The 23,471-nt window shown below is 70.4% G+C and carries 23 protein-coding genes, 1 tRNA gene and 2 pseudogenes; 12 read left to right on the top strand and 14 right to left on the bottom strand.

Going from position 1 to position 23,471, the window contains the following annotated elements; translation table 11 throughout:
* The first annotated feature begins 71 nt into the window (after positions 1-71).
* The 4 genes from K7C20_RS21775 (at position 72) to K7C20_RS21760 (ending at position 3,128) form a co-directional block, all read left to right on the top strand.
* The gene (locus K7C20_RS21775; protein ID WP_245171206.1) at positions 72-386 is read left to right on the top strand and encodes a hypothetical protein; all 315 of its coding nucleotides are present in this window, start codon (positions 72-74) and stop codon (positions 384-386) included.
* A 222-nt stretch (positions 387-608) separates the two neighbouring features.
* Complete coding sequence (locus tag K7C20_RS21770) at positions 609-1,382, top strand: hypothetical protein (protein ID WP_030080867.1); 774 nt, start codon at positions 609-611, stop codon at positions 1,380-1,382.
* Positions 1,383-1,426: 44 nt separating this feature from the next.
* Positions 1,427-1,585, top strand: a complete 159-nt coding sequence (locus tag K7C20_RS21765) for a hypothetical protein (protein ID WP_160328720.1) — start codon at positions 1,427-1,429, stop codon at positions 1,583-1,585.
* 736 nt (positions 1,586-2,321) lie between these two features.
* The gene (locus K7C20_RS21760) at positions 2,322-3,128 is read left to right on the top strand and encodes a pyridoxamine 5'-phosphate oxidase family protein (protein ID WP_048829392.1); all 807 of its coding nucleotides are present in this window, start codon (positions 2,322-2,324) and stop codon (positions 3,126-3,128) included.
* 57 nt (positions 3,129-3,185) lie between these two features.
* Here the strand turns inward: K7C20_RS21760 and K7C20_RS21755 are convergent, their stop codons facing one another.
* Both K7C20_RS21755 and K7C20_RS21750 read right to left on the bottom strand, forming a co-directional pair.
* A complete protein-coding gene (locus K7C20_RS21755; protein ID WP_030080871.1) occupies positions 3,186-3,398 on the bottom strand; it encodes a DUF4287 domain-containing protein in 213 nt (70 codons plus the stop codon).
* A gap of 97 nt (positions 3,399-3,495) precedes the next feature.
* Positions 3,496-4,053 (bottom strand): dihydrofolate reductase family protein, encoded by a 558-nt coding sequence (locus K7C20_RS21750; RefSeq protein WP_030080873.1) that lies wholly within the window; start codon positions 4,051-4,053, stop codon positions 3,496-3,498.
* On the opposite strand from K7C20_RS21750, the pseudogene K7C20_RS38315 reads away from it, so the two are divergent.
* Positions 4,045-4,167: pseudogene (locus tag K7C20_RS38315) on the top strand (transcriptional regulator); the annotation flags it as partial. The gene K7C20_RS21750 and the pseudogene K7C20_RS38315 sit on opposite strands and share 9 nt — an antisense overlap.
* A pseudogene (locus K7C20_RS21745) lies at positions 4,164-4,577 on the top strand (site-specific integrase); the annotation flags it as partial. The pseudogenes K7C20_RS38315 and K7C20_RS21745, both read left to right, overlap by 4 nt.
* 147 nt (positions 4,578-4,724) lie before the next feature.
* On the opposite strand, the gene K7C20_RS21740 reads toward K7C20_RS21745, so the two are convergent.
* Positions 4,725-4,798: transfer RNA gene (locus tag K7C20_RS21740), tRNA-Thr, on the bottom strand.
* 174 nt (positions 4,799-4,972) lie between these two features.
* On the opposite strand from K7C20_RS21740, the gene K7C20_RS21735 reads away from it, so the two are divergent.
* The 3 genes from K7C20_RS21735 (at position 4,973) to K7C20_RS21725 (ending at position 7,541) form a co-directional block, all read left to right on the top strand.
* On the top strand, positions 4,973-6,109 hold the full coding sequence (locus K7C20_RS21735; RefSeq protein WP_030080877.1) for an ABC transporter ATP-binding protein: 1,137 nt from the start codon (positions 4,973-4,975) through the stop codon (positions 6,107-6,109).
* 256 nt (positions 6,110-6,365) lie between these two features.
* Positions 6,366-6,782, top strand: coding sequence for a hypothetical protein (locus K7C20_RS21730; protein WP_030080879.1), 417 nt, complete (start codon positions 6,366-6,368; stop codon positions 6,780-6,782).
* Positions 6,783-6,812: 30 nt separating this feature from the next.
* Positions 6,813-7,541 carry a nucleotidyltransferase family protein gene (locus tag K7C20_RS21725; RefSeq protein ID WP_030080881.1) on the top strand — a complete coding sequence of 243 codons (729 nt, stop codon included), beginning with the start codon at positions 6,813-6,815 and terminating at the stop codon, positions 7,539-7,541.
* Between the two features lie 768 nt (positions 7,542-8,309).
* Here K7C20_RS21725 and K7C20_RS21720 read toward each other — a convergent pair.
* The 7 genes from K7C20_RS21720 to K7C20_RS21690 form a co-directional block, all read right to left on the bottom strand.
* Positions 8,310-9,950, bottom strand: coding sequence for a DoxX family protein (locus tag K7C20_RS21720; RefSeq protein ID WP_167352551.1), 1,641 nt, complete (start codon positions 9,948-9,950; stop codon positions 8,310-8,312).
* 157 nt (positions 9,951-10,107) lie between these two features.
* The gene (gene rlmB, locus K7C20_RS21715; protein WP_030080885.1) at positions 10,108-11,064 is read right to left on the bottom strand and encodes a 23S rRNA (guanosine(2251)-2'-O)-methyltransferase RlmB; all 957 of its coding nucleotides are present in this window, start codon (positions 11,062-11,064) and stop codon (positions 10,108-10,110) included.
* Between the two features lie 128 nt (positions 11,065-11,192).
* Positions 11,193-12,587 carry a cysteine--tRNA ligase gene (gene cysS, locus K7C20_RS21710; protein ID WP_030080887.1) on the bottom strand — a complete coding sequence of 465 codons (1,395 nt, stop codon included), beginning with the start codon at positions 12,585-12,587 and terminating at the stop codon, positions 11,193-11,195.
* Between the two features lie 122 nt (positions 12,588-12,709).
* Positions 12,710-13,114 (bottom strand): PPOX class F420-dependent oxidoreductase, encoded by a 405-nt coding sequence (locus tag K7C20_RS21705; RefSeq protein WP_030080889.1) that lies wholly within the window; start codon positions 13,112-13,114, stop codon positions 12,710-12,712.
* 132 nt (positions 13,115-13,246) lie between these two features.
* Positions 13,247-13,780, bottom strand: a complete 534-nt coding sequence (gene ispF, locus K7C20_RS21700; protein ID WP_078953593.1) for a 2-C-methyl-D-erythritol 2,4-cyclodiphosphate synthase — start codon at positions 13,778-13,780, stop codon at positions 13,247-13,249.
* Positions 13,767-14,513, bottom strand: coding sequence for a 2-C-methyl-D-erythritol 4-phosphate cytidylyltransferase (gene ispD / locus K7C20_RS21695; RefSeq protein WP_030080893.1), 747 nt, complete (start codon positions 14,511-14,513; stop codon positions 13,767-13,769). The genes ispF and ispD overlap by 14 nt, the downstream gene beginning before the upstream one ends.
* A 356-nt stretch (positions 14,514-14,869) precedes the next feature.
* A complete protein-coding gene (locus K7C20_RS21690) occupies positions 14,870-15,352 on the bottom strand; it encodes a CarD family transcriptional regulator (protein ID WP_003953493.1) in 483 nt (160 codons plus the stop codon).
* Positions 15,353-16,205: 853 nt separating this feature from the next.
* Between K7C20_RS21690 and K7C20_RS21685 the strand changes: the two genes are divergently transcribed.
* Positions 16,206-16,829 (top strand): hypothetical protein, encoded by a 624-nt coding sequence (locus tag K7C20_RS21685; RefSeq protein WP_030080895.1) that lies wholly within the window; start codon positions 16,206-16,208, stop codon positions 16,827-16,829.
* A 180-nt stretch (positions 16,830-17,009) separates the two neighbouring features.
* Here the strand turns inward: K7C20_RS21685 and K7C20_RS21680 are convergent, their stop codons facing one another.
* On the bottom strand, positions 17,010-17,690 hold the full coding sequence (locus tag K7C20_RS21680; protein WP_006603892.1) for a response regulator transcription factor: 681 nt from the start codon (positions 17,688-17,690) through the stop codon (positions 17,010-17,012).
* The gene (locus K7C20_RS21675; protein ID WP_030080897.1) at positions 17,687-18,955 is read right to left on the bottom strand and encodes a sensor histidine kinase; all 1,269 of its coding nucleotides are present in this window, start codon (positions 18,953-18,955) and stop codon (positions 17,687-17,689) included. Before K7C20_RS21675 ends, K7C20_RS21680 begins: the two co-directional genes overlap by 4 nt.
* A gap of 539 nt (positions 18,956-19,494) precedes the next feature.
* Here K7C20_RS21675 and phoU point away from each other — a divergent pair.
* Positions 19,495-20,172 (top strand): phosphate signaling complex protein PhoU, encoded by a 678-nt coding sequence (gene phoU, locus K7C20_RS21670; protein ID WP_030080899.1) that lies wholly within the window; start codon positions 19,495-19,497, stop codon positions 20,170-20,172.
* A 416-nt stretch (positions 20,173-20,588) separates the two neighbouring features.
* On the opposite strand, the gene K7C20_RS21665 is transcribed toward phoU, so the two are convergent.
* Both K7C20_RS21665 and K7C20_RS21660 read right to left on the bottom strand, forming a co-directional pair.
* Positions 20,589-20,837: an SCO4226 family nickel-binding protein gene (locus K7C20_RS21665; protein WP_053210365.1), complete on the bottom strand. Its 249-nt coding sequence runs from the start codon at positions 20,835-20,837 to the stop codon at positions 20,589-20,591.
* A 182-nt stretch (positions 20,838-21,019) separates the two neighbouring features.
* Entirely contained in the window at positions 21,020-21,781 is a 762-nt protein-coding gene (locus tag K7C20_RS21660; protein WP_030080902.1) for a phosphoglyceromutase, read from the bottom strand.
* Positions 21,782-22,079: 298 nt separating this feature from the next.
* Here K7C20_RS21660 and K7C20_RS21655 point away from each other — a divergent pair, with 298 nt between their 5' ends.
* Complete coding sequence (locus K7C20_RS21655; RefSeq protein ID WP_030080904.1) at positions 22,080-23,459, top strand: MDR family MFS transporter; 1,380 nt, start codon at positions 22,080-22,082, stop codon at positions 23,457-23,459.
* Positions 23,460-23,471 lie beyond the last annotated feature (12 nt).

Here is a 23,471-nt window from a genome sequence, read left to right as displayed (position 1 = left end):
CGTGATCGGTCCCGCCGCCGAGACGCTGCGTGCGTCAGATTGCGACTCCCATGAGCCACAACTTCGAACCCATGCCCGTAGATGATCGGCACCCCCGCAGCGGGGGCGGCACCCCCGCAAAGCGGACAGCCCTGATCATCCACACGATTGCCGACATAGCCGCCGCGTTCCTGGGGCTGTGGATCCTGCTCTACCTGCTGGAAGCGAACCAGGGCAACGTCTTCGTCCAGTTCGTGAAGGGCGCGGCGGACTCGCTCGCCTGGTGGGCGCGGGACATCTTCACCATGGACATCGAAGGGCTGCGCGTCGCCCTCAACTACGGTCTGCCTGCCGCGATCTATCTGCTGGTCGGACACCTGATCGCCGGGCGGGTGCGCAGCCTCTGACCAGTGACGCGTCGGGAGGTGACTCCCCGGCAAGCTGGGCGCAGCCCGGAGGATGCGCAGTGGTGGTGGGCGTTCGCGGAACCGGCCCGCCCCCGGGGCGGGCCGGTTTCCCCGGTGTGATCGACCAGCCGTTGTGAGGGTGTGGCCGTCTGCTTACAGTTGGCGCCTCATTCTTCGCCCGCCCATGCAACCGGCGGGCTCTTCTGCACACTGGGGAGATTCATGCGCAAGCGCGCAATCTTCGCTGTACTCGGCTCTGTCGTCGCTTTGGGCGGGTCCACCGCCGTCGCGTACGGGGACGAGACCGTCGGTGACGTCCAGATCACCACTGCCGCCGTCAGCGGCGGCAAGGACATCGCGATCGGCCTCACCGACAAGACGGTCACGGTGTCGGTGACCGCCACCGACCCTTCGGGCATCTGGGACGCCGACTTCCATCTCTGGCGCGGCACCGACCCGGACAACCCGGACGGCTACATCAAGCCGAACGAGGACACCACCCCGGCGGACTGCGTCGCCTCCTCGGCGGCCACCTCCACCTGCTCGAAGACCTTCACCTTCGAACCGGACTGGTGGCTGACCAACGCCGACGCCGGAACCTGGAAGGTCGGCATCGAGGTGTGGGCGAACGACGACAGCCGGGCGGTGCGGGACGCCTACACCACCGTCCGGCTCCAGCGCTCTTCCAAGCTGACCGTCAACGCGGGCCCGGAGCCGATAGCCGCCGGCAAGCCCCTCACGGTCACCGGGAGGCTGACCCGGGCCAACTGGGACACCGACACCTACGCGGGCTACACCGCCCAGCCGGTCAAGCTCCAGTTCCGCAAGGCGGGCACCAGCACCTACAGCACCGTCCAGACGGTGAACACTTCCAGCACCGGTGACCTCAAGGCCACGGCCACCGCGTCCGTGGACGGCTACTGGCGCTGGAACTTCGCCGGCACCTCGACCACTCCCGCCGTCAAGGCGACCGGCGACTACGTCGACGTGCAGTAGCGCCCGGCAGTCGTGGCGCCGGGTGCCGTGGAGGCCCCGGCGCCTTGCCTCTTGCGGCACTTCCGCGGAGCGGCGAAGCCACCGAGTCGGCGCGCCCCGGAACATCACGGCTGGCGCTGTGGTCGTTGCCCTATCGGTCCTCCACCAACGACCAGGTCGTCATCGTCTCCGATACCCAGCTGGTCGTTGCCCGCGGCTCCTGAGAGCGCAGTCAAGCCGCGTCGGTCCCCGTCCGTCAGCTACGCCATCGCCCACATTCTTCTGGAGTGAAAGCAGCCCGCTTTCAGGACTGTTGCTGAACCGCCGTCATTTCTTCACAGGTTGGGATTGACGCAACAGGGTGAAATGTGGATTAGCCTTGCGGCTATTCCGTGTCAGACGTCGGCGATGGTGTGGATGACCAGGGCTGTCCGGCTATCCCGGTTGCGATCGAGCCGGTGGTTGCCGCCCTGGCCCCGGTGGTGCAGCTGATTTCCCGGCATGGGTTCGGTGTTATCAGTGAAGTTCACAACTGATGCGGACCTCGCCTTGGCGGTATGGGTGAGAGACCACAGTCAGAGTGAAGGGTACCGTCGCGTTACCCGGCGAGGGCAATTCATCCGATACGGGCGCGCATGAGAATTCGGCCGCCCTGCGGGTGTGACAATTAATGAGCCGACGGCGCAGAATCCAGTGTGCCGATTTGATCGTCGGCACACGACGGATCCAAGGTCCCCCCGGCTGCAGGATCCGTGCCTGACGCGGGCGGGGAGGGCCCCCCGCCCAGCCCCGCCCGCGTCCGGCATCTACTTCTCGGCATCGGTGCGCCCTCCTTCGGCGGTTGGAGCCTCCCGGACAGCCGGGACCGGTACGTGGACAGGTGGCGTTCAGGCGGCGCTAAGGGAGGACCAGGTGGCGGACCAGATGTCCATGGCAGGCCGGATGCCCACGGTGGATCCCATGCCCGCTGCAGACCGCCGGGTCCGACCCGGCAGCGATGGCGAGCACGAACTCCAGGAGCGCATGGGCACCACCGCACGCGCCGACAGGTTCTACGACGAGCAGGTCCTGGACCGTCTCAACACCAGGATGCGGGACTTCGTGGCGCGCCAGGAGATGTGCTTCCTGGCCACCTCCGACCGGCACGGCGAGTGCGACAGCACCTTCCGGGCCGGTCCGCCCGGCTTCCTCCATATCCTCGACGACAGGACGCTGATCTACCCCGAGTACCGGGGCAACGGCGTGCTCGCCAGCCTCGGCAACATCGAGGAGAACCCCCACGTCGGCATCCTGATGATCGACTTCCTGAGGGACCGGATCGGCCTGCACATCAATGGGCAAGCCCGGATCGTTTCCGCCGAGGAGATGCGCCGCGCCCGGCCCGAGCTGCCGGTCGACCCCGTGCCCGGACGCCGGGCCCAGCTCTGGGTCGAGATCACGGTGGAGGAGGCGTACATCCACTGCGCCAAGCACATTCCGCATCTGCAGAAGGCGTCGGCCGAGCAGCGCCAGAGGCAGGCGTGGGGCGCGGACGGCGTCAAGCGCAAGGGCGGGGACTTCTTCGGTGCGGCGGCCGACGCCCCGGGTCGCCCTCCGTACCAGCCGCGGCGGCGCAAGCGTTGCGTTCCGTCGTGGACGCAGGCGGGAGAGCCGACGAGGGCCGCTGTATGGCAGCGCTCGGTCCAGCGGCTGCTGGCGGCGGTGGCGCGGCGAAACCCCCAGGCGGAGGAAGGGGCCGAGGAGTCCTTTCGAGGCTGGTTCTGCTAGCCAAAGCCTATTGCCGGGTGCTGATGCAGCGAGTGTGAAGGGTTCTCCGGTGGACGCTCATGTCCGGGCGTCTTCGGCGAGGGCGTAGGCGACCAAGGCGTTGGCGTGGCCGTGTCCCAGGCCGTGTTCGGACTTGAGCCAGGTGACGAGCTCCATGTGTCTGGTCAGGGGCGAGGCGCGGATGAGGTCCATCCACTCCGTGACCGGGCGGCCGTACCTCTTCTCGATGGAAGGGAAGTAGCTGGCGGGGCCTTTCGCTGCGGCGGTCATGTCGGGTTCGATCCTTCTGTGGGCTGCCGGGAGGCAGAGTTGTGCGGCCGGCGTCGGGTGCGGCGGCAGTCGGGGCGCGAGGGGCGGGGCGGTGGTCTTAGTACCGGGCGGACCGTTCGTGACGGAGAAGGACCACCTGGGAGTCGAAGGTCAGGCTCTCGGTCAGCGTGAGGTCGAACCGCTGCTGAGGCGCAGTGAAGACAGGCTTGCCGCCGCCGAGGACGACGGGGTGGACGAAGATCTGGTATTCGTCGATCAGTTGGTGCTCGGTGAGGAAGCCGGCCAGCGTTGACCCGCCGAACAGCAGCAGGTGCGCGCCGCTGTCCTTGAGTGCGGTGAGTTCCTCGACGACGTTGGTGTTGATGACGCGGGTGTTCCAGTCGGCCTCGGTCAGGGTTGAGGAGACGACGACCTTGGATGCCTTGCGCCAGACGGGCGCGAACGCGAGATCGTGTTCGTGTGTGGAGAACTCCTCGGCGCGGGGCCAGTAGCCGGACATCATGTCCCACACGACCCGGCCGTAGAGGAAGACGTCGACACTGTCGGTGAGGGCCTGTGAGTAGGCGGACAGCTCGCCGTTCATGAGGGGCCAGTCGAACTCGCCGTTCGGGCCCTCGATGTAGCCGTCCAGTGATTGGTGGACGCCCTCCGCCACCTCCGTCGGGACCTCCGCGACGACGGAGCCACCCCGCCCGACCTCCCACCCGCACTCAACGACGTCGACCCACCCGAAGCCGACGCCAACGCCGCCCCGGAGGAACGCCTTTGAAGGGCTCCACCCACCGCCGCTGCTACTGCCGCGACCCCAAGAGCGGCAAACCGCTCGGCAAGAACTGCCCCAAGCTCACCAGCCGCAAGCACGGCTCGTACTCCATACGCCAGGAACTCCCACCCCGCGAGGACGGCACCCGCCGCTCTTTCAGCCGCGCCGGCTACGAGTCCCTCAAAGCCGCACAGGCCGACCTCGACCACATACGCACCCTGCTCGGGCTCTCCGACGCCGAAGACCCCGAGGGCCTGGCCCAGATCGCCGAGCTGCTGGAGAAGGTGGCAGACGAGAAGGCGCCCCTGCCGAACGTCGAAGAGACACGGCGGCGTCTCAGCCACGGCCTGGACCTGACCAGCCGCCTCACTGTCGGCGACTGGCTGGACATGTGGCTGGCGGGCAAGAAGGGGCGACCGAGTGCCGGAGAATCCGCGGCTGAGCGCGGCTCTGGTACCCCATCCGCTCACGCACCGCGCACGCAAACGGCCCCGGACGGGGAGTCCGAGGCCGAATAAGACGCCCTACTGGGGAGAAACCCCAGGTCAGCGCGGTGTGCATAGAGCCCCCTGTCGGATTCGAACCGACGACCTTCGCTTTACAAGAGCGGTGCTCTGGCCAGCTGAGCTAAGGAGGCGTGCGTGAAGCAGTGTACCCAGGCGCGCCGGATGCCGGTTCCCAATTCGTGACTGCCGGGCTACTGACACCGGGGGCCGCCGCGGGTAGCGTCACGGAGAGTCCATATCAGTGGACTACACCACTCCTTTTACTCGGATCGTCCGGCACGTTCCTGCCGGTGAAGGGATTCACCATGGCTACGGTCACGTATGACCAGGCAACCCGTATCTACCCGGGTTCCGACAAGCCCGCCGTCGACAAGCTGGACATCGCCATCGAGGACGGCGAGTTTCTCGTCCTGGTCGGCCCCTCCGGATGCGGCAAGTCCACCTCGCTGCGGATGCTCGCGGGGCTGGAGGACGTCGACGGAGGCGCCATCCGCATCGGGGACCGCGATGTCACCCATCTTCCGCCGAAGGACCGGGACATCGCCATGGTGTTCCAGAACTACGCGCTCTACCCGCACATGACGGTCGCCGACAACATGGGCTTCGCCCTCAAGATCGCCGGTGTGCCGAAGGCCGAGATCCGGCAGAAGGTCGAGGACGCGGCCAAGATCCTGGACCTGACCGAGTACCTGGGGCGCAAGCCCAAGGCGCTGTCCGGTGGTCAGCGGCAGCGGGTCGCGATGGGCCGGGCGATCGTCCGGGAGCCGCAGGTCTTCCTCATGGACGAGCCGCTGTCCAACCTGGACGCCAAGCTCCGCGTCCAGACCCGTACGCAGATCGCGGGGCTTCAGCGCCGGCTCGGCATCACGACGGTGTACGTCACGCACGACCAGGTCGAGGCCATGACGATGGGCGACCGGGTCGCCGTGCTCAAGGACGGTCTGCTCCAGCAGATCGACTCACCGCGGAACATGTACGACCGGCCGGCGAACCTGTTCGTGGCGGGCTTCATCGGCTCGCCCGCGATGAACCTCGTCGAGGTGCCGATCACCGACGGCGGCGTGAAGTTCGGCAACAGCGTCGTCCCCGTGAACCGTGAGGCGCTGTCCACGGCCGCCGACAAGGGCGACCGGACGGTGACGGTCGGCGTCCGCCCCGAGCACTTCGACATCGTCGAGCAGAACGGCGCCGCCGCGAAGTCGCTGTCCAAGGAGTCCGCCGACGCACCGGCCGGCCTGGCCGTCACGGTCAACGTCGTCGAGGAACTCGGCGCCGACGGCTATGTGTACGGCACCGCGGAGGTCGGCGGCGAGGTCAAGGATCTCGTCGTACGGGTCAACGGCCGCCAGGTCCCGGCCAAGGGCGCCCAACTGCACGTCGTGCCGCGGGCGGGCGAGACGCATGTCTTCTCGACGTCGTCCGGGGAGCGCCTCACCGACTGATACGGGATGAGCGGCGTGTGAGAGCGGCGGCGGCAGCGGGTAGTACCCGGTGCCGCCGCCGCTGCGTTGTCGGCCGCACCAACGCCGTCATGCCGCGCCACAACGCCGTCATGCCGCGCCACAACGCCGCTATAGGGACATAACCGCACTTTTCGTACCGACGCGTCAACATCGGAACCGCACCGACGAGCCATTGCGTCCCTCGATAAGGTGACCAAATGTCGCCAAATCATCACTCCTCGCTACCATCTCGACCGTGAACTCCGCAGCCCGCCGCATCGGCAGAACTCTCGCCCTCGTCCTTCCCGTCGTCCTCGTGCTGTCCGGGACCCTCGCGGTCACCCGCGTCCCGTGGGCATCGACGGCCACCGACTCCCAGGTGCTGACCGCATCCTCCGGAAAGGTCTCCACCAAGGCCGGCCCCCTCGCCCCCGAGGAGGCCCTGCGCAAGCGCCTTCTGGTCGAACTCCAGGAGAAGGACCCCGGCGTCGCCCTGACCCACCTCCAGGAGGCGACCACCAAGCGGCCCTCGCTGGCCGAGCACTGCGTGTCCATCGCCCGTGACCTCGGCCGGGCCGCGGTCGCCAAGTACGGGGCCGCACACCGCGCCCAGGCCTTCTCCCGCCCGGTCTGCGACACCTCCTTCGCCACCGGCGTCGCCGCCGCCCAGTGACCCCCGCTCGCACCGCATAGGGTGCGAACCATGACAGGTGCCCAGCATCAGTACCCCACGCAGGCCGTGGTCCTGGCCGGCGGCCAGGGCTCACGTCTCCGCCCGTACACCGACGACCGACCCAAGCCGATGGTCGAGATTCCCGGCACCGGGACCCCGATCATCGGCCATCAGCTGAACTGGCTGGCCGAGGAGGGCGTCACGGACGTCGTCATCTCCTGCGGGCATCTCGCCGGGGTGCTCCAGGACTGGCTGGAGCGGGCCCAACTCCCGTTGCGCGTCACGACCGTTGTCGAGACCGAGCCGCTGGGCCGCGGCGGCGGACTCAAGTACGCGGCCGGCTCCCTCCCCCGCCCGCACGAACCCTGGTACGCCACCAACGGCGACATCTGGACCCGCTTCCCGCTCCGTGAGATGGCCGCCTTCCACCACGAGCGCGACGCCGAGGCCACCCTCGCGCTGGCCCGTCCCCGCATCCCGTGGGGCGCCGTGGAGACCGACGCCTTCGGACATGTCCTGGACTTCATCGAGTCGCCGCCCTCGCCGTATCTGATCAACGCCGGCGTCTACGTCTTCTCCGCCGCCTTCACGGAGCTGCTCCCCGCCCGCGGCGACCATGAGCGCACGACCTTCCCGCGCCTCGCCCGCGAACGCCGGCTGGCCGGCTTCCCGCTCCCCCAAGGCGCCTACTGGCGCGCCATCGACACCGCCAAGGACCTCACCGAGGCCGCCGAGGAGCTGAACGCGCACGGGGGTTGAGGACCGGCCGGCTCTCCCCCCGGGCGCTTGAGAGGCGCCAGGGCCCGTTGAGCCACGCGCAGGGAAGCCGTCGGCCCCCGGTGACGGGGCGGGGTTCGGGGGCGGCGCCCACGGGCGTTGAGCGGCACGCAGGGACGACCTCGGGCCGCGCGACGAGACGGATTCCGGCCCCGCCCGGTGATGTTGAGCCGACCCCGGGACCCTGGAACCGCCCCGGTGATGTTGAGCCGACCCCGGGACCCTAGAACCACCCCAGGGACGTTGAGCCACCCCAGGGACCCTAGAACCACCCCAGGGACGTTGAGCCGCCCCCGGGACCCTAGAACCACCCCAGGGACGTTGAGCCACCCCCAGGGACGCGGAAGCGGCGCCAGCGGCTGCTTGCTCAGCGGGTGGCGCCAGGGGGTCAGGGCCCCAAGGAAGCCGTCAGAAGCCCATCGCGGCCCCAGCCCCCGGCGTCCCCGCGGCGCCCACCCCGACGCCCTCAGACACTCACCCCCCACCGCGCCGCCGCCCCATCGCCGCAGACACCCCGCCGCACTCGCCCGCCCATCACCTTCGGCCCCCCACCACAGCGCCCGCCCATCACCTTCGGCCCCCCACCACAGCGCCCGCCAGCCTGGCCCTCCCCCCGTCACCGTCACACAGCCCCACACACGCCTGTCCCCGACCGCTCCCCTCCCCGTAGCGGCCGGCCAGTGATGCCAGGCCGTACGGAGAGGTCGGGGGCGATCGGGGACAGGTGCGGGGAAGCGGGGAAGCGGCGGGTCAGCCGAGGAGGCCGCCCAGGGCGTTGTCGCGGCCGGAGTCGCCTCCGGAGCCGCCGGTGCCGGTGCTGCCGGTGCCGGTGGTGCCGCCGCCGGTGCCGCCCGTCGACGTCGGTACATGGGTCGGTACCGGGGCGCGGGTCGGCACGGTCTGCTGCGGTGCGCTGGTGGTCGCTCCCGGCTGCTGTGAGAGCCCGCTGGAGCTGCCCGGCGACCGTCCGGCGCCGGAGGTCGACGCGGACGGAGTGCCGGGCTTGCGGGTCTTGTGGGAGGCGTCCGCGGAGGGCGTTCCGGGGCGCGGTGCGGCGCTGCCCTTGTGCCGCTGGCCGGGCCGGGTGGAGTGCTTGCCGGGGCGGGGCAGCGGGGAGCCGGGCAGGTTGTTGATCGCGGGCTCGCCGGGCCGCGGTACGGTCGCGACCGTCGCGGACCGTACGGCGCCGCCGAGCAGGGAGCCGACGATCAGGGTCAGTCCGGCCACCACCGTGGTCATCACGGCGCCGCGGCGCAGCACCCGGCGCCGCAGGTCGGTCACCTCGACGCGGGGGCCGAGACGCCGCCAGGCCTCGCCGGCCAGCCGTCCGTCCATGGAGTAGACGGGGGCGCCCGCGATGATCAGCGGGCTCCAGGCGGCGAGGTAGATGATGTCGGGGGCGTCGTAGGCGGGGACGGTGCGCCAGGTGACGGTCATCAGCAGCGCCGCGGACAGCAGCGCGCCGATGGAGGCTGCGACGCGCTGCCACAGTCCGCAGATCGTCAGGACGCCGACGACGACCTGGAGGAAGGCGACGGTCAGCCCGGCGCCGACGGGGTGCGAGACGGCGAAGTCACGCAGCGGCACGGCCAGCGCCCAGGGGTCGAGCGACATCAGCCACTTGACCATCGAGCCCCGCTCGCCGCCGTCGAAGTAGACGGGGTCGCAGAGCTTGCCCATGCCGGCGTAGACGGAGATCAGTCCGAGGAAGATGCGCAGCGGCAGCAGGACGACGCCGAGGTTCATCCGGCGGCCCGGGTAGTACGCGTGGCGCACGCTGTCGGTGCCGCGCCGCTTGGCGCCGGGGTCGTAGTCGTCCCGTGCCTCGAACCGGTCGTCGTCGTAGCCGTCGTCGGTGTGGCCGCGGTCGCCGTAGGGGGCCCGGTAGGGGTGGTCGCGGTAGGTGTCGCCGTATGCGCTGCCCACGGGGCGTACGCCGCGCAGCAGCGGGCTGTCGGGTTCGACGGGGCCGCGCTGGCCGATCACGGTCTGGGCGGGGGCGGCGTCGCCGAGGCGGATCCGGGGCAGGACCTGGGTCGTGCCGACGTCCTCAGGCTGGCCGCCGTCGAGGCCGATGCCGGCGTTGCGCACCGCGTGCAGGAGTTGGGTGGTGGCGCCGGCCGTGCCGCCCGGTTCGGTGCGGCCGCTCCACACCACGGGCGCCCGGCGTCTGGCACCGGCGGACGAGCCCCGGATGACGGGGATGCGCGCGGTGTCGGCCATGGCGCCGCGCGCCGCGGGCGCGGCGAGCTGTACGCGGAAGCTGGCGTGGTTGACGATGACCTGCGCGGGATCGCACGGCACCTTGACCGAGCTCAGGCCCGGCTCGTCATCGAAACCCGGCGAGCGTCCCCCCGTAGGCGTGCGGGGTGTTCTGGTGTCCACGCTCATCTAACCGAGTGACTCGCGTATAGGACACTGCCTTGACCGGGTCGATCTGTCCGAGACCCGTCAAAAGATCACGGGATACCGGAAAGACGCACAGAGGGTCAGGTCTTGCCCCGGGGTGCGGCACAGGTGCGTACCGCCGGCCCCGGGGCACCCGGGCTCAGGCGCGGCGGCGCGCCGCTTCCCACAGGACGACACCGGCCGCGACACCGGCGTTCAGCGACTCCGCGCCGCCCGGCATCGGGATCCGCGCCCGCACGTCACAGGTCTCGCCGACCAGCCGCGACAGGCCCTTGCCCTCGCTGCCGACCACGATGACGACCGGGCCGTCCAGCGCCGCGACGTCCTGGAGCTCCATCTCGCCGTCCGCGGCCAGACCGACGACCGTCAGACCGGCCTTCTGGTACGACTCCAGGGTCCGGGTCAGGTTGGTGGCGCGCGCGACCGGCGTACGGGCCGCGGTGCCCGCCGAGGTCTTCCACGCACCGGCCGTCATACCGGCCGCCCGGCGCTCCGGCACGACCACGCCGTGGCCGCCGAAGGCACACACGGAGCGGACCACCGCGCCGAGGTTGCGCGGGTCGGTGACGCCGTCGAGCGCGACGATCAGCGGGTCGTCACCGTTGTCGAAGGCGGCCGCGGCCAGGTCCTCGGGGTGCGCGTAGTCGTACGGCGGGACCTGGAGGACCAGGCCCTGGTGGTTGAGACCGTTGGTCATCCGGTCCAGCTCGGGGCGCGGCGCCTCCATCAGGTTGATGTTGCCGCGCTCCGAGGCGAGCTGGAGCGCCTCGCGCACCCGCTCGTCGGTGTCGATGAACTGCTGGACGTAGAGGTTCGTCGCGGGCACGCCGTCGCGCAGCGCCTCGAAGACCGGGTTACGGCCGACGACGAGCTCGGCGGTGCCCTTCGCACCGCCGCGGCGGGGCGCGGGACGACGGGCCGCGGCGTGCTTCGCCTTGGCGTTGGCCACGCGGTTCTTGACATGTCCCTTGCGCTCGGAGGCGGGCGGGGTCGGCCCCTTGCCTTCCAGGCCCCGGCGCCGCTTACCGCCGCTGCCGACCTGCGCGCCCTTCTTGTTGGACGTGCGGCGGTTCCTGCGCTGGCTGTTGCCGGCCATGGGTCACCTGTTTCTTCACTGCTCTCGACGTCTCGCGACGTGGAGTGGGTACGTACGTATGGATTGAGTGTCGCCCGCGGCCACCGTGCGGGGCGAATCCGGGTGGCCGACGAGGCGTGGGGCCGAGGTCAGGACAGCGACCAGCGCGGGCCCGAGGGGGTGTCCTCGATGGCGAGTCCGGACTGCTGGAGCTGATCGCGGATGGCGTCGGCGGTGGCGTAGTCCTTGCGGGAGCGGGCGGCCTGGCGCTGTTCGAGGACGAGACGGACCAGCGAGTCCACGACGCCGTGGAGGTCATCGCCGCGGTCCGTGCCGCCGCCGGACCAGCGCTCTTCGAGCGGGTCCAGACCGAGCACCCCGAGCATCGCACGCAGCTCGGCCAGCCGGGCCACCGCCGCTTCCTTGTCGTCGGCGGTCAGCGCGGAATTGCCCTGGCGGACGGTGGTGTGCACGATCGCCAGCGCCTGCGGGACACCCAGATCGTCGTCCATCGCCTCGGCGAACGCCGGCGGCACCTCGGCCGCCGGCTCGACGACCCCGGCCTTCTCGACGACCCGCTGGACGAACCCCTCGATCCGCGCGAACGCGGACTCGGCCTCGCGCAGCGCGTCCTCGCTGTACTCGATCATGGAGCGGTAGTGCGGGGTGCCCAGGTAGTAGCGCAGCACGATCGGGCGCCAGCGCTGGACCATCTCCGAGACCAGCACGGAGTTGCCGAGCGACTTGGCCATCTTCTCGCCGCTCATGGTCACCCAGGCGTTGTGGGTCCAGTACGCGGCGAAGTCGTCGCCGTACGCCTTGGCCTGGGCGATCTCGTTCTCGTGGTGCGGGAAGATCAGGTCGATGCCGCCGCCGTGGATGTCGAACGCGGCACCCAGGTACTTGTGCGCCATCGCCGAGCACTCCAGATGCCAGCCGGGCCGGCCGCGGCCCCAGGGGGTCTCCCAGCTGGGCTCACCCTCCTTGGCCGCCTTCCACATGGCGAAGTCGCGCGGGTCCCGCTTGCCGGTCTCGCCCTCGCCGGACGGCTGGAGGAGGTTGTCCAACTCCTGGTTGGACAGCTGGAGATACTCCGGGAAGGACCGCACGTCGAAGTAGACGTTGCCGTCGGCGGCGTAGGCGTGACCGCGCTCGATCAGGCCGCGCATCATCTCGATCATCTCGGGGATGTGGCCGGTGGCACGCGGCTCGTAGGTGGGGCGCAGGCAGCCGAGGGTGTCGTAGGCCGTGTTGAAGGCGACCTCGTTCTCGTAACCGATCGACCACCAGGGGCGGCCCTGCTCGTCCGCCTTCTTGATGATCTTGTCGTCGATGTCCGTGACATTGCGCACGAACGTCACGTCGTAGCCGCGGTACTCGAACCAGCGGCGCATGATGTCGAAGTTCAGTCCCGACCTGATGTGCCCGATATGCGGGGCGGCCTGCACGGTCGCACCACACAGGTAGATCGAGACACAGCCCGGCGTGAGCGGGGTGAAATCGCGAATCTGCCGGGCGCTGGTGTCGTACAGGCGAATCGTCACGGAACCAGGGTAGTCGGAACGAGGCAGTGCCCCGCGACCCATGGGGCCACGGGGTGACGTATCCGTCATGGGAGTCCGATTCGCCGGAAGTGTCGGCGCTTCCAGAGCGGTCCGCGGACCCGTCAGATGCTGCCGACCACCTTGCGCGGGGTGATCCGGACGACCACCCGCTCGGAGTCGTCGGCCGCCGCGGGGTTGAAGTCCGCGTACGGCTTGCCGGTGTACTTCCGCGACAGCTCGTCGATGAGCTGCTCTCCGCCCTCGGTGGTGAGCGTGGCGGTGCCGCGGACCTCGGCATAGGTGTACGGGGCGTCGAAGGGCTGGGCGACGACCGTGACCCGCGGGTCACGGCGGAGGTTGGCTTCCTTGCGCCGGCCGACGGTCGTCGAGAACAGCAGGTCGTCGCCGTCCCGCTTCACCCAGACCGGGGAGACCTGGGGACTGCCGTCGGGCTGGATGGTCGCCACGGTCACGAAGACCGGAGTATCGAGGAGGTTCTTGAGGTCATCGGACAGGGTGGCAGTCACGAGAGATCCTTCCTGCGGGCCGTTCCGGGACACGGATACTCCGATCTTCCCCCCAACACCCGTACGGCGCCCGGCATTCCCGCCCCGTACGGGGGAATGCCGGGCGCCGCAACGGGACCACCGGGCGCCGGGTCAGGCCGTACGGAAGACGATCGCCGTGGCCACCGCGGCCAGACCCTCGGCGCGGCCCGTCAGACCCAGCCCGTCCGAGGTCGTCCCGGAGACCGAGACCGGCGCGCCGACGGCCGCCGACAGCGCCTTCTGGGCCTCGTCCCGCCGCTTGCCGACCTTCGGGCGTACGCCGATGACCTGCACCGCGACATTGCCGATGGTGAAGCCCTCGGCCCGTACGATCCGGGCGGCCTCGGCCAGCAGGGTCACTCCGGAGGCGCCGGACCACTCGGGGCGGCTGGTGCCGAAGTGGGCACCCAGGTCGCCGACGCCGGCCGCCGAGAACAGCGCGTCACAGGCGGCGTGCGCGGCCACATCGCCGTCGCTGTGACCGGCCAGGCCGTAGCCGTCGCTCTCCGTGGTGTCCCAGAGCAGACCCGCGCACCACAGCTCACGGCCCTGCTCGAAGGCGTGCACATCCGTGCCGATGCCGACGAGGGGGAGGAGAGGGGCGCCGGGAAGCGCGCCGGAAGGGGTCGGGTCAGACATAGCCATCGGTGGCCCTCCTGCGGGCGAGTACGGCCTCGGCCAGGACCAGGTCCAGCGGCCGGGTCACCTTGAACGCTTCCTCGTGGCCCGGGACGACCACGACCGGCGAACCGAGCCGTTCGACCAGCCCGGCATCATCGGTGGCGCCCTCGCCCTCGACGACGGTGTCATGCGCCTTGCGCAGGGTCGCCAGGTCGAAGCCCTGCGGGGTCTGTACGGCGCGCAGCAGGGCCCGCTCCGGGGTGCCGACCACCGGCTCCGGGGTGCCCTGGGGCTGCGGGTCGACCTGCTTGACGGTGTCGGCGAGCGGCAGCGCCGGGACGACGGCCGGCGCACCGGCGCGTACGGCCGCGACCACCGTGTCGACCGTGTCGACCGGGACCAGCGGGCGCGCGGCGTCATGCACCAGCACGACGTCGATGGTGTCCGGGAGCGCCGCCAGACCGAGCCGTACGGACTCCTGGCGGGTCTCGCCGCCGGGGACGACCTCGAGCTCGGTGCGTTCGGCGAGCGGGTGCTCGTGGAGCAGGCGGCTGACCTCGGCGGCGCCGTCGGGCGGGGCCACCACCACGATGAGGGAGACCGCGCGGGAGGCGGCCATCGCGCGGACGGCGTGCACCAGCATGGGGGTGCCGCCCAGCGTGCGCAGCGCCTTGGGGGTGCCGGGACCGAGCCGGACACCGCGGCCGGCGGCGGGGATCACCGCGGCGGTGCGGACCGGGCGGGAAGGATCTGACATCGATGACTCCGGAGTCCGGGGCAAGCCCGGAATTGACGCAGACAGGTTTGTTTCCTCGGGCGAGGTGGGTATGGCCTTGGGGGCACCCCCGGGCCGAAGGCCGGGGGGAGTGCCGGGCGCGCCGCCTTGACCGGACCCTTCCGTGACATCGGTCGAGGCAGCTGCCCGGTACCGGTACGCCACAGGGAATCGGCGGCCCTCGCCGCTCCCGGCGGGTCACACCCATAAGTCATGCCGTAGCAGCAGATATGCCGCAGCGCCCGGCAACAGACCGCTCCACAGGGGAACGGTCGTCACTCGGGCACCGCGGCATTGCTACGTCGTCGCTGCGCCGGATCTCGCCGGCGCACACGTCGTCAGGACGCGAGTACCTCGTCGAGCAGGGCCTCGGCCTTGTCCTCGTTGGTGTTCTCCGCGAGGGCGAGCTCGCTCACCAGAATCTGGCGCGCCTTCGCGAGCATCCTCTTCTCACCGGCGGACAGTCCGCGCTCACGCTCACGCCGCCACAGGTCGCGAACCACTTCGGCGACCTTGATCACGTCACCGGAAGCGAGCTTCTCGAGATTTGCCTTGTAACGACGGGACCAGTTCGTCGGCTCTTCGGCATACGGTGCACGAAGCACCTCGAAGACCCGGTCCAGCCCGTCCTGACCAACCACGTCGCGTACGCCGACGAACTCCGCATTGTCCGCTGGCACACGAACAGTCAAGTCGCCCTGGGCGACCTTCAGCACCAAGTAGGTCTTGTCCACGCCTTTGATCTGGCGAGTTTCGATGGCCTCGATCAGCGCGGCCCCGTGATGGGGATAGACCACGGTGTCGCCAACCTTGAACGTCATGTGACAGGTACCCCTTCCGTGGCTATCCATGCTAACACGGGAACGGACCGTTCTGAATGGCGTTTTCGCAGGTCAGGGCATATCTCGGGGCTTGACAACAGTGACCGGAACGTGCTGCGAAGGGCCTCGGGAGACGGGTATTCGCAGGTCGGAGGGGCTGCACGGGTGAGCGGAAACATGCCCGTGACGTAGCGGGAACGCGGTGATCGGCAGGCCGAACGTCCCGTTTTGCACGGATCCACATGAGCGAGTTCCGCTGCTCCGTTCGGCTGCTCGCGGGCCCCTCGGGACCGATTCTCGAATTGATCACGAGCCGGGGTCGCGAAGAGTGTGATCAATTCCGCGAGGCCTTCACATTCCCTGCGAATACTGCATTTCCCCGGGGGGAAACCCATCGTCCGCCACCCGAACGGCCGCTTGCCGAATATTCCCTCCCCTGTTCTCGAGGAACGTTCTCGGTGAGCGGTCCCGATGAAGAGGACGGTCCCGATGAACCCGTGTCCCGGACGTGTCGCGTGGTGTGCCGCGGCCGGCGTTCTCCGGGTAGTCCCCGGCCCGTACTCCGGGCCGGTTCCGGGCGGATCGTGAACTGCGGTCGGCTTTCCTTACGGGAACCCGCTTCCGGGGCCTGGGAACTTGTGCGCGGGCGGCCGCCGCGGGCACCTGATCGCGCCGGGGGCGGGTCGGGTGCGGCGGCGCGAGGACGGCTCGGTAACCTAGCGGCGCTGACACACCCTTGGGGCGGCTCCACGCACCCGTCGTCATGACGCGTACACAGTGCCGCCCCAGCCGCCCATCCGCGACCGGGCACGAACGTTCGGCCGCCGTAGCTCGTCAAGGAGATGCCGCCGCCGTGAGCCGCAGCCTTCGACGCGGCGTCCTCGCCGCCACCGTCCTTTCGCTCTCGATCGCCACGCTGTCCGCGTGCGGGGCGGGGAACGACGCCCAGACGCTGCAGGTCAAGCCGGACAACGCCGCGACCTCCGTCGGCGACATCAAGATCCAGAACGTCTCCGTCATCACCCAGCCCGAGCTGAACGCCAAGGGCCCGGCCGTGGTGGCCGCGACGGTGTTCAACAACGGCGCCAAGGCCCAGAAGCTGACCACGATCTCCGTCGACGGCACCGGCCAGTCGGCCAAGCTCTCGCCCGCCGGCGGTGGCTCGGGCCCGATCTCCGTGCCGGCCGGCGGCTCCGTCGTGATCGGCGGCAAGGGCAACGCCTCGGCTGTCCTGGCCAGCGGCCGCGAGGCCGTCAAGGACGGGAACATGCAGCCGCTGACGTTCGCCTTCAGCTCCACCGGCAAGGTGAAGATGGACGCCGCCGTGATCCCGGCGAAGAGCTACTTCGAGGGCTACGGCCCGTCGCAGCTGCCCCAGCCGTCCGGCTCGGCGTCCCCGTCCGGCTCCGGCAAGCCGTCCGATTCGGCGAGCCCCTCCGGCTCCGCCAAGCCCGGGTCGGCGCACAGCGGTCACTGACCCGCACTGACGGCGGCAGCCCGCCGTCACACAGGCAAGCCTCAGGGGCGCCCGTCCGGTCCGGACGGGCGCCCCTGAGGCTTGTTCCCGCGGCGCGCGGGGCGGGGCACCGCTGACTGCGGCGGGCTCACTGCCGGGTGCCGGGGAGCCCACCGCCCAGGTGCGGGTGCCTATCGCTCTTTACGGCTCGAACTTGTAGCCCAGGCCGCGGACCGTGACGAGGTAGCGCGGGGCGCCCGGGTCGGGCTCGATCTTGGCGCGCAGCCGCTTGACGTGCACGTCGAGGGTCTTGGTGTCGCCCACGTAGTCGGCGCCCCAGACCCGGTCGATGAGCTGCATACGGGTCAGCACACGGCCGGCGTTGCGCAGCAGCATCTCCAGGAGGTCGAACTCCTTGAGGGGGAGGTCGACCTTGCCGCCGGAGACCGTGACGACATGGCGGTCCACGTCCATCCGGACCGGGCCGGCCTCCAGGGCCTGCGGGGTGACCTCCTCCGGCTCGCCGCGGCGGCGGAGCACCGCGCGGATGCGGGCGACCAGTTCACGGGAGGAGAAGGGCTTGGTGACATAGTCATCGGCCCCTATTTCCAGGCCGACGACCTTGTCGATCTCGCTGTCCTTGGCGGTCACCATGATGACCGGGACATTGGAGCGGCCACGCAGCTGGCGGCAGACCTCCGTACCGGGCAGGCCCGGCAGCATCAGGTCCAGCAGGACGAGGTCGGCGCCGTTGCGCTCGAACTCGTCCAGTCCGTCGGGGCCCGTAGCCGCGATGGCGACCTCGAAACCCTCCTTGCGGAGCATGTACGACAGTGCGTCGCTGAACGATTCCTCGTCCTCGACGACAAGCACTCGGGTCACGGAAGGACCTCCGGGGCTGGGTGAGCTGGGAGCGGATCGTTGAAGGTCTCGTACGGGCGGTCCTCGTCGTCGAGGCCCTCCGCGGACGGGTCGGCGGGCCGTTCGCGGTCGCGTACGGCTCCGGCTTCCGGGAGACGCAGGGTGAAGGTGGAGCCCTGTCCCTCAGCGCTCCACACCGTGACCTCCCCGCCATGCGAGGCGGCCACGTGCTTGACGATGGCGAGGCCGAGACCGGTCCCGCCGGTGGCGCGCGAGCGCGCCGGGTCCACACGGTAGAACCGCTCGAAGACGCGGTCCCGGTCCTTTTCGGATATCCCGATGCCCTGGTCGGTCACCGCGATCTCGATCAGGTCGCCGCCGGGCGCGGAGACACGGCGCCCGGCGATCCCGACGCGGGTGCGTGCCGGGGAGTAGTTGACGGCGTTCTCGACGAGGTTGCCCAGGGCCGCGGCGAGCTGGCCGCGATTTCCCCATACGTGCAGGTCATCGGCCCCGCCGACGGCCATGGTGATCTGTTTCGTGCCGGCCTGCTGGCGGCAGCGGTCCATCGCCTCGGCGACCAGCTCGTCGACCCGGACCGGCTCGGCGTCCTCCAGCGGGTTGTCGTTCTGCACCCGGGAGAGGTCAATGAGCTCCTGGACGAGGTTGGTCAGACGGGTGGCCTCGTTCTGCATCCGGCCGGCGAAGCGCTCGACGGCCTCGGGGTCGTCGCTGGCGTCCATCACGGCCTCGGAGAGCAGCGACAGGGCGCCGACGGGCGTCTTGAGCTCATGGCTGACGTTGGCCACGAAGTCGCGGCGGACGGCCTCTATGCGGCGGGCCTCCGTGAGGTCCTCGACCAGCAGCAGGACGAGCCGGGAGCCGAGCGGGGCGACCCGGGCGGAGACCGCGAGGGCCTCGCCGCGGCCGGTGCCGCGGCGCGGCAGATCCAGCTCGACCTGGCGTATCTCGCCGTCCCTGCGGGTGTCGCGGGCCATCTGCCTCATCGGCTCGACGGCGAGCTTGCCGCCGCGGACCAGCCCGAGGGCGTAGGCGGCGGAGCTGGCCTTGACGACGGAGTCGGCCTCGTCGAGGACCACGGCGGAGGAGCGGAGCACCGACAGCACGGTGTCGACCCCGGGGGGCAGCACGGCGTCCGTGTGCAGCGAGGTGCGGGTGGGTTTGGCCTGGTCGCGCTCGCTCCAGCGGAACGCCAGCATGGCGAAGACACCGGTGCAGAGCCCGGCGATCGCAGCCACTGCGGCGACGGCCGCGTCCACGTTCATGACTCCAGGTTATGCGCCGGATCGGACACTTCCCCAGCCATGCGGGGCTCTGCCCGAACACCCGTCGCCCAGAGTTCACCGTGGCGTCCACGCCGGTTCACTCCGGAGGCGGGTGCGGAGCGTGCGGCTGCCCGGCGGGTGTCCCTAGGGAAACCGGCGCTCGCGCCCCGCCGCTGTGGCGCTCGGCCAGGTGAACCGCGGGGCGGCCCTCGGGGCCGTGGACGCGTCGCCCAGAGTTCACCTTCACGTCGGTACCGGTTCACCCGCGGTGGCACCGCAGGTCGCGCGGTGCCCGCAGGGTGATGGTGCGGGTGGCGAACCGGTTCCGCACCGAAGCGCGGCCGGACACCCTGAGCGACCGCGGGGCGACGGCCTCCGGAGCACCGGCACCACGGAGTACCGGCTCCGAGGAGCACCGCCCCTCAGGAGCACGGGCCGCGCGGGCACCGGCCGTGAGAGCGTGGGCACAGGTCACCCTGCACCCCGTTCCACCTCCCACCCCACGCCCCACCACCACATCGAAGCGAGAGAAGGTCAAGATGCGGGACGCGTACCACGAGGAGCTGGATTCGATCGGCGAGGGCCTGGTCGAGATGGCCCGGCTCGTCGGCTCCGCGATCGGGCGCGCCACCACGGCGATACTCGACGCGGACCTCAAGCTGGCCGAGAACGTCATCGCCGCCGACGAGAAGGTCGACGACCTCCAGCGCGATCTGGAGGCCCGCGCGATCGCCCTGCTGGCGCGGCAGCAGCCGGTCGCCACCGATCTGCGGATCGTCGTCACCTCGCTGCGGATGAGCGCCGACCTGGAGCGCTCCGGCGACCTGGCCCAGCATGTGGCCAAGCTGGCCCGGCTGCGCTTCCCGGAGACGGCCGTGCCGCGCGATCTGCACGCCACCATCCTGGAGATGGGGCAGCTGGCGCAGCGCCTGATGGCCAAGGCCGCCGAGGTCATCATCACCAAGGACGTCGATCTCGCGCTCCAGCTGGAGCAGGACGACGACGCGATGGACACCATGCACCGCACGCTGTTCCAGCACCTGATGGACGACCGCTGGAAGCACGGCATCGAGACGGCCGTGGACGTGACGCTGCTGGGCCGCTACTACGAGCGCTTCGCGGACCACGCGGTCTCCGTCGCGAAGCGGGTCGTCTACCTCGTGACCGGCGAGCACGCCGACGAGCTGGCCCCGCCGACGGCCGTGGAAGGCGCATAGCCGAAGCGGCGGGGGAGGGCGCAAGTCCGCCCCGTGAAGCGCCGTGCGCCGTTGACGTGTGCCTCCACGCGCCGTTGACGCGCCTCGACCCCCGGGCTTGCAATGGGCACCAGGTGACCCCTAGGAGGCAATGCATGGCACCCATGGCGGACTCCCCCGTTACCGCGCCCCACGTCGCTCCGCAGCCACCGCACTCCCTGCGCGCCGGCTGCGCCTGCGGCCCCGGCTGTAGCTGCGGCTGCCAGTCGGGCGGATCGTGCCAGTGCGGCGGCGGCTGCTAGCGACCGTCACGGCACGGCGCCCCTACGGCACAGCGCCACCGCGGCCCCGACCGGTTGAGCTTCCGGTCGGGGCCGCTGCCGTGTTCCGGGTTGCCCGGCCCCCTGCTTACGGGCCGGCCCTGTCGCGGGACCGGGTCACAGGCTGAGCGACAGCGGATGGATCTCGTCCGCTTTATGGCCGGTGCGCTCGTGGATGCGCTGGACGGCGCCCGCCGAGGGCGCTTCCGACAGACAGAACACATCGCCGGATTCGGTGTCGGCCCAGGCGCGTTCGAAGGTCACGCCTTCCTCGCTCTGGATGGCGAGGTCGGCCTGGTGCGCCGCGTTGAACTGGTCGGGCGTAAGGTCCTTCATGCCGTGATGGATGTCCATGAACTTGGGCATCACGCTCATCCTTCCGGTTGCAGACGAATGCGGCCCCTCTTCCATGCTGCATCTCCGGGCGCAGGCCGCATCCACAGACGCGGCCCGCCGCTGCCGACGCGGTCCACCGCCACGGCGCACCACCACGCAAAGGCCCCCGCCGGCGGCGAAAGCCGCGGACGGGGGCCGTGCGGTGCGGGGTGTTACTTCTTCTTCCCCTGGTTCTTCACTGCCTCGATGGCGGCCTTGGCGGCCTCCGGGTCGAGGTAGGTGCCGCCGCGCTTGACCGGGCGGAAGTCGGCGTCCAGCTCGTAGGCGAGCGGGATGCCGGTGGGGATGTTCAGGCCGGCGATGTCCTCGTCGGAGACGCCGTCGAGGTGCTTGACCAGGGCGCGCAGGCTGTTGCCGTGGGCGGCGACCAGGACCGTCTTGCCGGCGGTGAGGTCCGGGACGATGCCGTCGTACCAGTACGGGAGCATGCGGTGGACGACGTCCTTGAGGCACTCGGTCCGCGGGCGCAGCTCCGGCGGGATCGACGCGTAGCGCGGGTCGTGGGCCTGGGAGAACTCGGAGTCGTCGTCGAGCGGGGGCGGCGGGGTGTCGTACGAGCGGCGCCAGAGCATGAACTGCTCCTCGCCGAACTCGGCCAGCGTCTGCGCCTTGTCCTTGCCCTGGAGCGCACCGTAGTGGCGCTCGTTCAGCCGCCAGCTGCGGTGGACCGGGATCCAGTGCCGGTCGGCGGACTCCAGGGCCAGCTGCGCGGTGCGGATGGCGCGCTTCTGGAGGGAGGTGTGCACTACGTCGGGGAGCAGGCCGGCGTCCTTGAGCAGCTCTCCGCCGCGGACTGCCTCCTTCTCGCCCTTCTCGTTGAGATTGACGTCCACCCAGCCGGTGAACAGGTTCTTCGCGTTCCACTCGCTCTCGCCGTGGCGGAGGAGGATCAGCTTGTACGGTGCGTCGGCCATGGCGTCGAGCGTAATCCAAGTCCGCGCAGCGCCTTGCGCGGGTCCAGGACCTGGGCGTCCCGGTGCCGATTGACGCTTCGCGTCAAATGAGTGGCGGCGGGAACCGTCCCGTATGTAGGTTGCGCTAGACGCTTGCACCACTTACAGATCCGCACTACGCACCCACCGCTCACGCGCTGCCGCTCCCGGCCGCCCGCCGTACCAGCCGCTTCACGCTCCGCCGCGCTCGCCGCCTCGCTCTCCGCGTCCCTGCCACGCACCGCACCGCACCACATCGCCACTCCACGGGGGAAATGTCATGTCCGCATCCACAATCGGCCCCTCCGGGCCGGGCCGTCTCCGGCGCGCCGCCAGGGAGAGCGTCTCCGGGCTCCCCCGGCAGTTCTGGTGGCTGTGGACCAGCACCTTGATCAACCGGCTGGGGGCGTTCGTCGCCACCTTCCTCGCCCTCTATCTGACCGTCGAACGCGGCTACTCGGCCTCGTACGCGGGCCTGGTCGGTGCGCTCTACGGCCTCGGTGGAGTGATCTCGTCCGTGGGCGCCGGGGTGCTCACCGACCGGCTCGGCCGCCGGCCCACCATGCTGATCGCCCAGCTGTCGACGGCAGCGTCCGTGGCGCTGCTCGGCTTCATGGAGAGCCCGGTCGCCATCGCGGCGGTGGCGGGCGTGGTCGGCATGGCGACCAACGCCTCCCGCCCCGCCGTGCAGGCGATGATGGCGGACATCGTCGCCCCCGAGGACCGGGTCCGCGCCTTCTCCCTCAACTACTGGGCGATCAACCTCGGCTTCGCCGTCTCGTCCACCGCCGCCGGACTCATCGCCCAGCACGGCTACTTGGTCCTCTTCCTGGGCGAGGCGACGCTCGTCCTCGGCTGCGCGCTGATCGTGTTCTGGAAGCTCCCCGAATCGCGCCCCACCGCGAGCACGCCGGCCGGCCAGGACGACGCCGGCGCGGCCCCCGCCCCCGTCTCCATGCTGACCGTCCTGCGCGACGGCCGCTACATGACCGTGGTCGGCCTCAACCTGCTGCTCGCCCTGCTCTTCCAGCAGGCGTATGTCTCGATGCCCGTGTCGATGGGTCAGGACGGCTTCTCCAGCGCCGACTTCGGCCTGGTCATCGCGGTCAACGGCGTCCTCGTCGTACTGCTCCAGATCCCCGTGACGCGCTTCATCGAACACCGCAGCCCGGCGATGCTCCTCATCGGCTCGGCCCTGCTCGCCGGTTACGGCTTCGGGCTCACCGCGCTGGCGGGCTCGGTCGCCATGTACGCGGTCGCCGTCGCCGTCTGGACCCTCGGCGAGATCATCAACTCCCCTACCCAGATGGGCCTGGTGGTGCGGCTCTCCCCGCTGCACGGCCGGGGCCGCTACCAGGGCATGTACTCCCTGTCCTGGTCCATCGCCTCCCTGGCCGCCCCGTTGCTCGGCGGCACGGTGATCGACCACTACGGCGCCGATGCGCTGTGGACCGGCTGCGCGGTGATCGGCACGGTGGCCGCTCTGGGCTACGGCCTGCTGCTGCGGAGCCTGCCGGAGCGGGCCGGAGCCGGAGCGGTGGCCGGCTCCCCCACGGACACGACGCCGGCTTCGGCCATGGCTTCGGCACCGACGGAGGCCGGTGAAGTCGGCGGGATGGGTGAGGCTGCGGGTGGCCGGTGGGGCGGAACAGGCGGGTAGTCAGCACAGGAC

The organism is Streptomyces decoyicus, from assembly GCF_019880305.1.
Classification (GTDB): domain Bacteria; phylum Actinomycetota; class Actinomycetes; order Streptomycetales; family Streptomycetaceae; genus Streptomyces; species Streptomyces decoyicus.
Note: the sequence above shows the minus strand (reverse complement) of the source record. Positions and strands in the feature narration are given on the sequence as shown.

Coding starts and splice junctions, on each gene's coding strand:
- K7C20_RS21775 (WP_245171206.1), top strand. CDS start 72: ATGCCCGTAGATGATCGGCACCCCCGCAGCGGGGGCGGCACCCCCGCA.
- K7C20_RS21770 (WP_030080867.1), top strand. CDS start 609: ATGCGCAAGCGCGCAATCTTCGCTGTACTCGGCTCTGTCGTCGCTTTG.
- K7C20_RS21760 (WP_048829392.1), top strand. CDS start 2,322: ATGCCCGCTGCAGACCGCCGGGTCCGACCCGGCAGCGATGGCGAGCAC.
- K7C20_RS21755 (WP_030080871.1), bottom strand. CDS start 3,398: ATGACCGCCGCAGCGAAAGGCCCCGCCAGCTACTTCCCTTCCATCGAG.
- K7C20_RS21735 (WP_030080877.1), top strand. CDS start 4,973: ATGGCTACGGTCACGTATGACCAGGCAACCCGTATCTACCCGGGTTCC.
- K7C20_RS21725 (WP_030080881.1), top strand. CDS start 6,813: ATGACAGGTGCCCAGCATCAGTACCCCACGCAGGCCGTGGTCCTGGCC.
- K7C20_RS21720 (WP_167352551.1), bottom strand. CDS start 9,950: ATGAGCGTGGACACCAGAACACCCCGCACGCCTACGGGGGGACGCTCG.
- rlmB (WP_030080885.1), bottom strand. CDS start 11,064: ATGGCCGGCAACAGCCAGCGCAGGAACCGCCGCACGTCCAACAAGAAG.
- ispF (WP_078953593.1), bottom strand. CDS start 13,780: ATGGCTATGTCTGACCCGACCCCTTCCGGCGCGCTTCCCGGCGCCCCT.
- ispD (WP_030080893.1), bottom strand. CDS start 14,513: ATGTCAGATCCTTCCCGCCCGGTCCGCACCGCCGCGGTGATCCCCGCC.
- K7C20_RS21690 (WP_003953493.1), bottom strand. CDS start 15,352: ATGACGTTCAAGGTTGGCGACACCGTGGTCTATCCCCATCACGGGGCC.
- K7C20_RS21675 (WP_030080897.1), bottom strand. CDS start 18,955: ATGAACGTGGACGCGGCCGTCGCCGCAGTGGCTGCGATCGCCGGGCTC.
- phoU (WP_030080899.1), top strand. CDS start 19,495: ATGCGGGACGCGTACCACGAGGAGCTGGATTCGATCGGCGAGGGCCTG.
- K7C20_RS21665 (WP_053210365.1), bottom strand. CDS start 20,837: ATGCCCAAGTTCATGGACATCCATCACGGCATGAAGGACCTTACGCCC.
- K7C20_RS21660 (WP_030080902.1), bottom strand. CDS start 21,781: ATGGCCGACGCACCGTACAAGCTGATCCTCCTCCGCCACGGCGAGAGC.
- K7C20_RS21655 (WP_030080904.1), top strand. CDS start 22,080: ATGTCCGCATCCACAATCGGCCCCTCCGGGCCGGGCCGTCTCCGGCGC.